The organism is Metabacillus litoralis (assembly GCF_003667825.1).
GTDB classification, from domain to species: domain Bacteria; phylum Bacillota; class Bacilli; order Bacillales; family Bacillaceae; genus Metabacillus; species Metabacillus litoralis_B.
On record NZ_CP033043.1, the window covers coordinates 4,720,084 to 4,732,365 of the forward strand.

12 protein-coding genes are annotated in these 12,282 nt (G+C 36.4%); 9 read left to right on the top strand and 3 right to left on the bottom strand.

The features are described from left to right. Nucleotides 1–41 precede the first annotated feature (41 nt). Complete coding sequence (locus tag D9842_RS23080; RefSeq protein ID WP_121664484.1) at nucleotides 42–1,784, top strand: ABC transporter ATP-binding protein; 1,743 nt, start codon at nucleotides 42–44, stop codon at nucleotides 1,782–1,784. A 75-nt stretch (nucleotides 1,785–1,859) separates the two neighbouring features. On the opposite strand, the gene D9842_RS23085 is transcribed toward D9842_RS23080, so the two are convergent. Together D9842_RS23085 and D9842_RS23090 are read right to left on the bottom strand one after the other, a co-directional pair. Next, nucleotides 1,860–2,927: an aromatic acid exporter family protein gene (locus D9842_RS23085; protein WP_121664485.1), complete on the bottom strand. Its 1,068-nt coding sequence runs from the start codon at nucleotides 2,925–2,927 to the stop codon at nucleotides 1,860–1,862. Nucleotides 2,928–3,107: 180 nt separating this feature from the next. Further along, nucleotides 3,108–4,397 carry a glutamate-1-semialdehyde 2,1-aminomutase gene (locus D9842_RS23090; protein WP_121664486.1) on the bottom strand — a complete coding sequence of 430 codons (1,290 nt, stop codon included), beginning with the start codon at nucleotides 4,395–4,397 and terminating at the stop codon, nucleotides 3,108–3,110. A 165-nt stretch (nucleotides 4,398–4,562) separates the two neighbouring features. Here D9842_RS23090 and D9842_RS23095 point away from each other — a divergent pair, with 165 nt between their 5' ends. From D9842_RS23095 to perR, 8 genes are all read left to right on the top strand, one after another. After that, complete coding sequence (locus D9842_RS23095) at nucleotides 4,563–5,579, top strand: ABC transporter ATP-binding protein (protein ID WP_121664487.1); 1,017 nt, start codon at nucleotides 4,563–4,565, stop codon at nucleotides 5,577–5,579. 9 nt (nucleotides 5,580–5,588) lie between these two features. Next, nucleotides 5,589–6,380 (top strand): ABC transporter permease, encoded by a 792-nt coding sequence (locus D9842_RS23100; RefSeq protein ID WP_121664488.1) that lies wholly within the window; start codon nucleotides 5,589–5,591, stop codon nucleotides 6,378–6,380. 4 nt (nucleotides 6,381–6,384) lie between these two features. Continuing rightward, the gene (locus D9842_RS23105; RefSeq protein ID WP_121664489.1) at nucleotides 6,385–7,170 is read left to right on the top strand and encodes an ABC transporter permease; all 786 of its coding nucleotides are present in this window, start codon (nucleotides 6,385–6,387) and stop codon (nucleotides 7,168–7,170) included. 113 nt (nucleotides 7,171–7,283) lie between these two features. Continuing rightward, a complete protein-coding gene (locus D9842_RS23110) occupies nucleotides 7,284–7,682 on the top strand; it encodes a potassium channel family protein (RefSeq protein ID WP_121664490.1) in 399 nt (132 codons plus the stop codon). Between the two features lie 68 nt (nucleotides 7,683–7,750). After that, complete coding sequence (bcp, locus tag D9842_RS23115; RefSeq protein WP_121664491.1) at nucleotides 7,751–8,221, top strand: thioredoxin-dependent thiol peroxidase; 471 nt, start codon at nucleotides 7,751–7,753, stop codon at nucleotides 8,219–8,221. A gap of 69 nt (nucleotides 8,222–8,290) precedes the next feature. Continuing rightward, on the top strand, nucleotides 8,291–9,400 hold the full coding sequence (locus D9842_RS23120) for an aminopeptidase (RefSeq protein WP_121664492.1): 1,110 nt from the start codon (nucleotides 8,291–8,293) through the stop codon (nucleotides 9,398–9,400). A gap of 195 nt (nucleotides 9,401–9,595) precedes the next feature. Then, nucleotides 9,596–10,549 (top strand): D-2-hydroxyacid dehydrogenase, encoded by a 954-nt coding sequence (locus tag D9842_RS23125; RefSeq protein WP_121664493.1) that lies wholly within the window; start codon nucleotides 9,596–9,598, stop codon nucleotides 10,547–10,549. A gap of 137 nt (nucleotides 10,550–10,686) precedes the next feature. Continuing rightward, nucleotides 10,687–11,124, top strand: coding sequence for a peroxide-responsive transcriptional repressor PerR (gene perR, locus D9842_RS23130; RefSeq protein ID WP_098798599.1), 438 nt, complete (start codon nucleotides 10,687–10,689; stop codon nucleotides 11,122–11,124). A 632-nt stretch (nucleotides 11,125–11,756) separates the two neighbouring features. Here the strand turns inward: perR and D9842_RS23135 are convergent. After that, on the bottom strand, nucleotides 11,757–12,113 hold the full coding sequence (locus tag D9842_RS23135; protein ID WP_121664494.1) for a YgzB family protein: 357 nt from the start codon (nucleotides 12,111–12,113) through the stop codon (nucleotides 11,757–11,759). Between the last annotated feature and the right edge of the window lie 169 nt (nucleotides 12,114–12,282).

The window sequence follows — 12,282 nt, forward strand, 5'->3', positions numbered from 1 at the left end:
GAACCGAATGTTTGGCTTTAGAGTAGAAACGGGGGATTTTTTTGGGGGTAGTTAAACGATACTTGGCTTTTGTAAAGCCTTATCGTCTACAAATTATAGGGACGATTATTATTGGAGTTATTAAGTTTTCTATTCCGTTATTATTGCCGCTGTTAATTAGGCATGTTGTGGATAATATCATTGGCGGGAACGGCACAGAAGCAGAAAAAACAAAAGAATTATTAACGATTATGGGCTTTATGTTTATTTTATTTGTTGTCATTCGTCCACCAGTCGAGTACTATCGGCAATACTATGCACAATGGACGGCAAGTAAAATTTTATATGATATAAGAGATCAGCTTTTCACCCATCTTCAAAAGTTAAGCTTGCGATATTATGCCAATACAAGGGCTGGAGAAATTATTTCACGGGTTATAAATGATGTAGAACAAACAAAGAATTTCGTCATAACAGGCTTGATGAATGTTTGGCTTGATGTTGTGACGATCATTATTGCTGTTGGTATTATGTTTTCAATGAATGTTAAGCTAACATTGGTTTCTATTGTTCTTTTTCCGCTTTATGGTTTGTCTGTTAAATACTTTTACGGAAGATTACGACACTTAACAAGAGTTCGCTCACAGGCTCTTGCAGAAGTTCAGGGGCATTTACATGAACGTGTTCAGGGTATGCCTGTTATACGTAGCTTTGCAACGGAGGACTTTGAGCAGAAGCAGTTCGCGAAGGAAAATGCCAATTTTCTTGAAAAAGCTCTTACCCATACTAGCTGGAATGCCAAAACCTTTTCCATAGTTAACACGTTAACTGATATTGCACCGTTAATTGTTATCACTTTTGCTGGATATCAAGTTATTCAAGGGCAATTAACAATAGGAACAATGGTTGCGTTTATCGCTTATATTGAACAACTATATAATCCGTTGCGCAGGCTAATTAATTCTTCAACCACTTTAACCCAGGCCTTTGCCTCTATGGATCGCGTGTTTGAATTTATTGATGTGCCGTATGAAGTGGTGGATAAACCAAATGCTAAAAAAGCAGATGGAGTTAAAGGTGAAATTGAATTTCAGAATATTTCCTTCCGCTATCAGGAAGATGAAGCGCTTATTATTGAAGGGTTATCTTTGAAGGTGAAAAAAGGTGAAACGCTTGCACTTGTTGGGATGAGTGGAGGAGGTAAATCAACTCTTGTTAGCTTACTTCCACGTTTTTATGATGTAACAGGAGGAAGTATTTTACTTGATGGAATTGATATTAGAGATTATGAAGCGCAAAGTCTCAGAGAACAAATTGGGATGGTGCTTCAGGATACATTCTTGTTTAGCAATACTGTGAGAGAGAATATTCTGATCGGTAAGCCTGGGGCATCTGAAGAGGAGATTATTGCAGCAGCAAAAGCAGCCAATGCTCATGACTTTATTACAAAGTTGCCGAACGGGTATGATACTAAAGTTGGTGAAAGAGGAGTTAAATTATCCGGTGGACAAAAGCAGAGGGTATCCATTGCGAGGGTGTTTTTGAAAAATCCACCAATTCTTATTTTAGATGAAGCTACCTCAGCGCTTGATTTAGAAAGTGAGCACCTTATTCAAGAAGCACTTGAGAACCTTGCGAAAGAACGCACAACCTTTATTGTTGCGCATCGCCTGTCAACAATTACTCATTCTGACAAAATTGTCGTGATTGAGGATGGTAACGTGTTAGAAGAAGGAACACATCAAGAGTTGATGGATAAGCAAAGTCACTACTATAAATTATTTCAAATACAACAGTTAGATTAGTGGAAGCACAATCTTCTTATGGAGGTTGTGCTTTTATACTTTCTAAATAAAAAATAGGGTCAGCATCTGCTAACCCTACTCTTCTGATAATTTTATTTCATTATCTTGCTTATGATAGCTGTGGAAGCTGTAGATAAGCGTATCTAAGTGTTCAAGCTGTTCACTATAATCAATAATCGTCGAAACGAGTGGTAATAGATGAAAAAAGTAAGTAGAATTTTGATTTTGTTGAAGCTCCATATAAGCATCCATTAAATGTTGTTTATTAAATTTATCTTCTTCTAACAACTCAGTTGATTGAATTGTTTTTGTTTTACCTATAAATCGAAGTAATGCTTCTTCGTGAACATACAACAAATGATCCAATTCTTTAACAAGGACCTTTTGAAAGTGCTCGGGCATATGATGGAGATCATTTTCAAGACGGTGTAGTTTCTTCAAGGTATCTAAAGCTCGATTTGTTGTGACGATCATCTGGCGGAATAGCACTAGTTTTCTTGATTTAGAGTAGGTTTCTCTCTTGAAATAGTTTCGCTCTTCTTTATAATTTAAATAAAGCTGGTCAAGCTTTATCATTTGCTCTTTAAATTTTTCAATATCATCTTTTAATACAGTATGTTCTGAAGCATGACGTAAATTCACTCGAATCCATTTAATAATGTCCTCTGTATTAGATGTGACAAGGTTGTAAAGCTTTGTTTCATATTTAGGCGGAATAAATACCAGATTGACAATAAAAGCAGCCAATACTCCGAGCATTACTGTGAAAAAGCGAATGGATGCTATTTCAATGAAATTTTCACCAGGACTTTCTAAAATCGCGATAACAGTAACAAGAGAGACAGGTATTGTGCTTTCAATCTTTAGTCTTAAATTTATTGCAATCACAATGATCGCTGTTAGTCCGATAACAAACGGATGGGAACCAAAAATTAGACCGAACCCAATTGCTAACGCTGCGCCGATAACATTTGCTTGAACTTGCTCAATAATAGATAAATAAGAACGGTAAATTGTCGGCTGTATCGCGAATATAGCCGAAATACCGGCAAAGGCCGGAGATGGTAACTGTAGGACAGTTGCTAAAAATAAAGCAAGTGTAATAGCGATCCCTGTTTTTAGGATACGGGCACCTAGTTTCATGTATGTTTAATGACATTCCTTTCTTGAACTTAATCAATATCGTAATATACAGCGATTTAGTGCTATTTACAAGATGCACTTTCCCTTTTTTACATAAATTTAAAACGTTCATCTATTCTGAAAAATGGTAAAAGAAAAGTGAAGACAGGGTACTCATGTACTCTGTCTTTCACGTTTACTTTATGATAGCTTGCTGAACGCAACCTCTACCGCTTTTAAAGTTGCTTCTATATCTTCTTTTGTATGTGCAGTTGTTAAGAACCATGCTTCATATTTCGAAGGTGCAAGGTTAATTCCCTGCTGAAGCATAAGTTTGAAGAACCTGGCAAACATTTCACCATCTGTATTTTCTGCCTGCTCATAATTCGTGACCTTTTCCTCTGTGAAATAAATCGTTAATGCACCTTTTAAACGATTTATTGTTATCGGAATATTATATGTACGAGCATGAGCTAATATACCTTTTTCAAGAATGGCACCTAATTCATCAAGGTTTTCATAAACATTTTCTTGCTTAAGTACTTCTAAACAAGCAATACCAGATAGGATTGATGCTGGGTTACCAGCCATTGTGCCGGCTTGATAGGCTGGCCCTAACGGAGCGACTTGTTCCATGATTTCCTTCTTTCCACCATAAGCGCCGATTGGAAGCCCACCACCGATGATTTTACCTAGAGCGGTTAAGTCAGGATATACACCTAAAAAGTCTTGTGCACCACCATACATAAAACGAAAAGCGGTGATCACTTCATCATATATAACAAGCGCACCTGCGTTGTGAACTAGCTCATTCACTTCTTTTAAGAATCCAGGTTTAGGTTCAACAATTCCGAAGTTCCCTACAATTGGCTCAACTAAAATTGCAGCAACTTGATCTCCCCATTTGTCCAATGCTTCTTTTAAAGGTTCAATTTCATTAAATGGAACTGTAATAACTTCTGAAGCAATACTTTTAGGAACACCTGCAGAGTCAGGAGTTCCTAATGTTGAAGGACCTGAGCCTGCGGCAACAAGTACAAGATCAGAGTGTCCGTGGTAACATCCGGCAAATTTAATAATTTTATCTCGACCAGTATAAGCGCGAGCAACACGAATTGTCGTCATAACAGCCTCAGTGCCTGAGTTTACAAATCGAACTTTATCCATAGCTGGCATAGCTTCTTTAAGCATCTTAGCAAATGTAATCTCATGTGGAGTTGGTGTACCGTATAAGACCCCGTTTTCTGCCGCTTTTGAAATGGCTTTTGTTATATGTGGGTGAGCATGTCCTGTAATAATTGGCCCGTATGCAGCTAAATAATCTATATACTTGTTTCCGTCAACATCCCAAAAGTAGGCTCCGTTTGCTTTTTCCATGACAACTGGAGAGCCGCCACCAACTGCTTTATAAGAACGTGATGGAGAGTTCACTCCGCCAACAATATGTTCAAGTGCTTCTTCATGTAATTCATGTGATTTCGTAAATTCCATTTTATCCTCCTAGTATGTATCAAACTTGGAACATTGTTTATTCTATCATGAAATCTGTCTATATAAAAAACGTCAGATTATAATAGATTCCAATGCATACCATTTGTTGAAATGGTTGTTTTTAGATAGACTAATAAGTTGTGGTCAAATTTGGAGGGGACGAAAATGACAAATATTATTGAGGTAAACCAATTACGTAAAGAATTTAAATCGTACTCCAGCCGTCAAGGCTTAAAGGGTGCGTTTCGTGATTTGTTAAATAGACAATATAAAACCATCCCTGCAGTGAATGATGTGACATTTACTGTTGGTCAGGGTGAGATGGTTGGTTATATCGGTGAAAATGGGGCAGGTAAATCAACATCTATTAAGATGTTAACGGGCATTTTAACGCCAACTTCTGGTCAGGTGCTTGTAAACGGCATGAATCCACATAAAGAACGTGAACAGTTTGTACAGTCGATTGGGGTTGTGTTTGGACAACGATCACAGCTTTGGTGGGATATTGCGGTTCAGGAGTCATTTCGCCTGTTGAAGAAAGTGTACAAAGTATCAGACAAAGATTATAACGAGCATATGGAGCATGTTATCAGTACCTTAGATATAGGGCCATTGCTAGATAAACCTGTACGGAAACTATCACTAGGTCAAAGAATGCGATGTGAATTAGCAGCTGCACTTATTCATAATCCACCACTTTTATTTTTAGATGAACCAACAATCGGTCTAGATGTTCTAGTTAAATTGAAAATCCGTCAATTCTTAAAAGAAATGAATGAAAAATATAAAACAACCATTCTTCTAACTACACATGATTTATCAGACATCGAGGCGTTATGTGAACGTGTCATCATGCTTGATGAAGGTAGTGTCATATATGATGGAGCTTTAGCTAAATTAAGGTCTCACTGGGGAGAAGGAAAACAAATAGAATTCCAGTTTGCAGAAGAAATCGTTCAGGATCAGCTAACCTTTATAACGCAGGACCTTGATGTTCAATGGCAAAAAGGAGATAAACTAAATGTTTGGACAGCACTTGTAAGCGATAAAGAAGCACAAATGTCAGAATTAATTGGTCGAGTTGTTGGTACACATCAGATTAAAGATTTAAGTGTAAATGAAATCTCAACAGAAGAGGTTATTCGAAACATTTATGAAAAGGGAGAGGCTCTTTCAAGCTGAGGTGACATAATGGATAAATATATTGAAATGATCAGAATTCGCTTTTTAATGATGCTTGCTTATCGCACAAATTATTACAGTGGAATTTTAATTTATAGCATTAATATTGGTGCCTACTATTTTTTATGGACAGCGATTTACGGTGGAAAAGAGTCAATTGAGGGTTTATCTGCTATTCAAATGACTACTTATGTCGCGGTTTCTTGGATGGCAAGAGCTTTTTATTTTAATAATATTGACCGTGAGATTGCGCTTGAGATAAAGGAAGGTAAGGTGGCAGTGGAGCTTATTAGGCCGTACAATTATCTTGGCATGAAAACAATGCAGGCATTTGGTGAGGGTGTCTTTCGGTTATTTTTCTTCTCAGTACCAGGAATGGTCATTGTTGCACTTGTTTTCCCGTTGGAGCTTTCATCAAATGGAACAACATGGCTTTTGTTTGCGAGCTCACTAATTTTTAGTTTTATTGTGAATACCCAAATTAACTTAATAACAGGTATGCTAACTTTTTTCCTTTTTAATAATGATGGATTAATGAGAGCGAAGCGGGTTATTATTGATCTGTTTTCGGGACTTTTACTACCTATAAGCTTTTATCCAATGTGGGCTCAGGACATTATGGTGTATTTTCCGTTTCAAGCAATTAGTTATATTCCGAGCATGATCTTTACGGAAGGTATTACAGGAAATGAAGTATGGCAATCGATATTGTTACAAGGATTTTGGGCACTTGTGTTACTTCTTCCAATTCAAATTCTCTGGTTATTAGCAAAAAAACGAATGATCATACAGGGAGGTTGAGGGAATGTTTTACTTTACAATGTTCACACAATATATTGGACAATATATGAAAACAAGGTTGCAATACCGAGCGGACATGGTTGTTGAGCTATTATCTGATATGCTTTTTCAAGTAACAAACTTGGTCTTTATCCTCGTTGTATTTGGTCATACTCAATTTTTAAGTGGATGGACCAGGGATGAAATTATCTTTATATATGGGTTTTTCTTAGTTCCTTTTGCGGTGTTTGGTGCATTTTTTAATATTTGGGACTTTAACGAAAGATATATTGTAAAAGGTGAGATGGATAGAATTTTAACTAGACCAATTCATAGTCTTTTTCAGGTTATTCTTGAGAGAATGGAGCTTGAGTCACTTTTTGGAGCAATCACAGGAATTATTATTATGGGATATGCGTCTGTACAGCTCGGATTAAGCTTTGAGTGGTATGATTTTATCTTGTTTATTCTATTTGTGATTAGTGGTGCACTCGTTTATGCAGGTATTTTTGTTTCATTAGCGAGTATTGGCTTTTGGTCAGATGCACGAACATCTCTTATGCCGATGATGTACAATATCGGGAACTATGGTCGTTACCCTGTTGATATTTATAATGCCGTTATTCGGTTTGTGTTAACGTGGATTTTACCTTTTGCCTTTGTGGGGGTTTATCCTGCAGCCTTTTTCCTTGGAAAAGATGAGTGGTATGTGTATTCATTTCTTACTCCTGTCATGGGGATTGTCTTTTTTTGTCTTTCTGTTTTTCTTTGGAACGCAGGAGTTAAAAGATATAGAGGTGCTGGAAACTAAATATATTAGAAGGGTCAGACATTGTTTGTCTGGCCCTTTTAGTTTTCTCTCATAACGTTCGTGAAGCTTGTATATATTGTACAAAGTGTGTTCTTGAGTAGGGTGGGAGCAATGTGGGACTTATATTTTGTATATGTATTGCTGTTTGTATATTTATGAGCTTTAAAAGTGTTGTTATTATTTGCTTTCAAAGAAATTTCCTCTCTTTTGAAACAATTATTATGATTACATATCTTTATCTTTCTTTACTGATTGGATTTGGCATGATTTATTTGATTTGTATTCAAAGCAATATTCCGGTTCTTCACGAAGCTGGAATGCCAATCTCTGATGGTTACTTTGATAATCTTTTAACCTCTTTGTACTTTAGTGCGGTTACGTTATTTTCCGTTGGTTATGGTGATGTTGTTCCTGTAGGAGTGGGACGTTTTCTAGCTGTCCTAGAGGCGTTAATAGGTTATATCCTTCCAGCTGTTTTTTTAGCTCGTACAGTTATTGGGAACGAAAAATAGTTAATAGTTGTACGAAAGGCTAAAGTTGGTTACGCTTAATGTAACAAACACTTCTTGGAGGGATAAATATGACTATAGAGGTTGGAAACACTGCACCAGATATTGAGTTAGTAGCTGATAACGGAGAAAAGGTTAAGTTATCTGATTATCAAGGTAAGTACGTTGTATTATACTTTTATCCAAAGGACATGACACCAGGTTGTACAACGGAGGCTTGTGATTTTAGAGATCAACATCAAAGCTTTTCAGATTTGAATGCTGTCATCTTGGGAGTAAGTCCAGATCCACAGGAAAGACATCTAAAGTTTAAAGAAAAACATGATCTTCCTTTTCAACTATTAGTAGACGATGAAAATAAACTAGCTGAAGCTTTTGGAGTTTGGAAGCTAAAGAAGAACTTTGGCAAAGAATATATGGGAATTGAACGCTCCACTTTTATTATAGATCCTGAAGGGAAAATCATAAAAGAATGGAGAAAAGTTAAAGTGAAGGATCATGTTCAAGAAGCCTTGAATTACATACAGGAAGTTAAAGCTTAAGATTGGTAAACATGGATATCGATCAGAGCTGAAAATACATAACGAAAATTTAAAGTAGAAGGTGTCCATATGAGAGATGAAAGAATAACAAACCTGGCTTCTGTGCTCCTGAATCACTCGGTAAAAGTGAAGAAAGGTGAAAAGGTATTAATACGTGGTCATCTAAACACAAAGCCTTTAATAACAGAGTTAATTGATCAAGCGTATTCATTAGGAGCATACCCTTATGTTGATCTTTTTGATGATGAAATTTCATTACATTTAGCTAAAAATTATCAAAGAGAGCAATTAGAAACGCAAGCTAGCTGGCAAATGCAAGTTTACAAAGATGTTGATGCAGTCATTATTATTATTGGCGAGGAAAATGATGCTGAAATGGCTGATATTCCAATGGAAAAACACCGGTTACGCGGTGAAATCATGAAGCCAGTATCAGAATTCTATGTGAATAACCGTAAATGGGTTCTATTAAACTACCCTACTAAAGGGTTGGCGCAAAAGGCGGGAATGAGTACAAGAGCGTTTGAGGACTACTTATTTGAGGTTTGTACAGTAGACTATGAGAAAATGGCAAGTGCCGTTGCACCGTTGAAGAAGTTAATGGAAAAAACTGACCGTGTACGCCTAACGGGTCCTGGAACTGATTTAAGCTTCTCCATTAAAGGAATTCCGGTTGTACCTTGTACAGGTGAAGCGAATGTTCCAGATGGAGAGATCTTCACAGCTCCAATTAGGGACTCAGTAAATGGAACAATCTCCTTTAATACACCATGTCCATATCATGGTACAACGTTCCGAGATGTGAAGCTGACCTTTGAAAATGGAAAAATCATTGAAGCTGTTGCAGATCAAACAGAAAAGCTTAATGAAATATTAGATACAGACGAAGGGTCAAGATATATAGGAGAATTTGCAATTGGATTTCATCCTATTATTGAGGAGCCGATGGGAGATATTTTATTTGATGAGAAGATATGTGGAAGCCTGCATTTTACACCGGGTGAAGCATATGAAGAAGCGGATAATGGAAATAAATCAGCCATTCATTGGGATATGGTCTTAATACAAAGACCTGAATACGGTGGAGGAGAGATTTATTTTGACGATGTGTTAATCCGTAAAGATGGACAATTTGTGTTACCTGAACTCGAGGGATTGAACCAGGAGAATCTTAAGTGAAAAGTATGAGCCTATTTTTAAAAGGTAAGGCAAACGTCCAGCCAAAATAGGAATTAGAGCGTAATGTATTAGGGAAGGCATTACCTCCTCAAATGTTAGCGCCGGATTGAAGTGCGGACCCGTGTTCCGCACTCTTTTTATGTTATTAGGAAACACGAACCATAACAGTTTTAATACATAAAGGGGGATTTCAGTGTGCAAATACTATCAACTGTGAAATTACCAGATCATTTAAAAGACGAACTTTCTCAGAGCTTTCCGGATATCACGTTTCATCATGATAAAAAGATAGATGAAGCAAAGGGTCTTATACCAGAAGCTGAAGTGATCTTAACCTATGGAGAGGATTTGACTGAGGAGCATATTAAAGCTGCTGATAATCTTAAATGGATTATGGTTGCTTCCGCTGGGATTGACCGACTTCCGTTCGCTATTCTTGAGGAGCGAAATATTACTGTAACAAACTCTAAAGGGGTACATGCTATACCGATGGCCGAATATTGTATATCCATGATGCTACAGGTTTCAAGGCAAGCTGAGGTGTTAATTGAAAATCAAAAGCAACATAACTGGAATAGACGAGTTAGGATGGAAGAGCTATACGGAAAAACTGTTTTAATTATAGGTACCGGTGCAATTGGGACTCAAACGGCTAAACTATGTGAAGCGTTCGGAATGAAAGTTATAGGCGTCAACAGTGATGGAAGAAAAGTAGAGCATTTTGACAGTGCTTATAGTATGGATGAAATTTCAATTCCTCTAGCAGAAGCAGATTTTGTGATTTCTGTTCTTCCGAGCACTGTGAAAACAAAGGGGCTTTTAAATAAAGACTTTTTCTATAAGATGAAGCAAGATTCTGTTTTTATTAATATTGGAAGAGGAGATGTAGTTGTTGAGAATGACCTCATTCCATTACTTAACGAAAATAGAATTAAACATGCGGTGCTAGATGTATTTGAAAAAGAACCTTTAGCTGAGGACCACCCATTTTGGGAGATGGGAAATGTTACGGTTACGCCTCATCTCTCAGGGATTACAAAGAATTATCTGCCTAGAGTAATGGTGATCTTTCATAGAAACCTTCAGTACTATTGTCATCATCAATTAACAAGCATGGAAAATATCATAGCATTAGAGAAAAGATATTAGGACAAAGAGAATGAATGAAAGCTGTTGGTAAATAATACTCTTATATAAAGAAAGTTTGACAAAAGAGATTCTCACAATGTACACTAATTATAAAGATTATAAAGTAAGAATGTTTTTAGAAGTGAGGTGCATGGCGAATGTCTGAACATCAATTAAAAGATGCGTTGGATGCCTTAAAACAAACAGGAGTACGTATTACACCTCAACGTCATGCTATACTTGAATTCTTAGTCGATTCCATGACACACCCTACAGCCGATGATATATATAAAGCGTTAGAAGGAAAATTCCCTAATATGAGTGTTGCCACAGTTTATAACAACTTAAGGGTATTTCGTGAAGTTGGACTTGTAAAGGAATTAACGTATGGCGATGCATCAAGTCGTTTTGATTTTGTAACGTCAGACCACTATCACGTTATTTGTGAGAAATGTGGAAAGATTGTTGATTTCTCTTACCCAGGACTTGATGAAGTTGAGGCGTTAGCTGCACATGTAACGGGATTTAATGTAAGTCACCATCGAATGGAGATTTACGGTGTGTGCAGTAGTTGTGAAAAGAAAGAAACACATTAAACAAGCTGGTCTTTTGGACAGCTTGTTTTTTTGTTGTAACAGTCAGTCGTATTGGAGAAATGGGCTTTGCTTACGTTCGCGCGATATGAAATAACCCTATTAAAGGAAAGGGGGCCACATTTGTATTGTATTTAAGTAAAAAGGGATGAAAAGCATACGCAAACAAGGAATGTGAATGTTTTTGTATAGATAGGTGAATGAAATCATACGTAAAATACAGAAAAAGGGGAAAATGATAAAAAAGTGGTAGGAATGCGATAATTATCCATTTGCGTATTGTTTTGAAGTAAAAAGGGGTAAAAAGCATACGCAAAAGATGAATGTGAATGCTTTTATATAGGATAGGTGGTATGAAACCATACGCATAATACAAAAAAAGGGAAAAATGATATTAAAAGTGATCAAAAATGCAAGAATTATCCATTTGTGTATTGTTTAAAAGTGAAAAGGGGTAAAAAGCATACGCAAAAAAGGAATGTGCATGCTTTTACATAGATAAGCAGAATGAAATCATACGCATATTTTTTGAAGAGGAAACTCTTTATATAAATAAAAATGACCATCAATGCAGTGTGTGCAATTTGATGGTCATTTCTTGTCTTTTAATTCATTAATATTTAAGCCGTTCTTCTTTATTTGTTTAAACTCTTTTTATTATAGCTTTCATCAAACTCTTTTCCTTCAAGATCCTTGTCCAATGTTAAAGGTTCCTTACAATACATACACATGTCTACCCGACCAAGTATCTTTGTCGGTTTCCCACATGATGGACATGTGACCTGTACGGCTTTTGTCGAGAGCATACCGATCCAGAAGTAAACAACGGTGCTTGCAATAATCGAAAGCATTCCTAACATCATAAAGATCGTCATAACCCACATGTTTGTTCGGAAAAATACCCCAAAATACATAATAATAAACCCTATAAATATTAAGCTTAAAGCAAAGGTTCTTATTTTATTTATTTTACTAGTATATTTACGAGCCATTTTGACCTCCTAGAATAGATAAATTTTTAAGTTCGTTTGCAAATGTCACCTTTAAAGTGAAAGATATAAGTAACAAGCCTCTTTTGGTCATAAGATACTTGCGCTTTTTTAAATATAGCACAGGTTATATAATAGATAAATTGTTTACTAAATTTACATAAAAACTTGT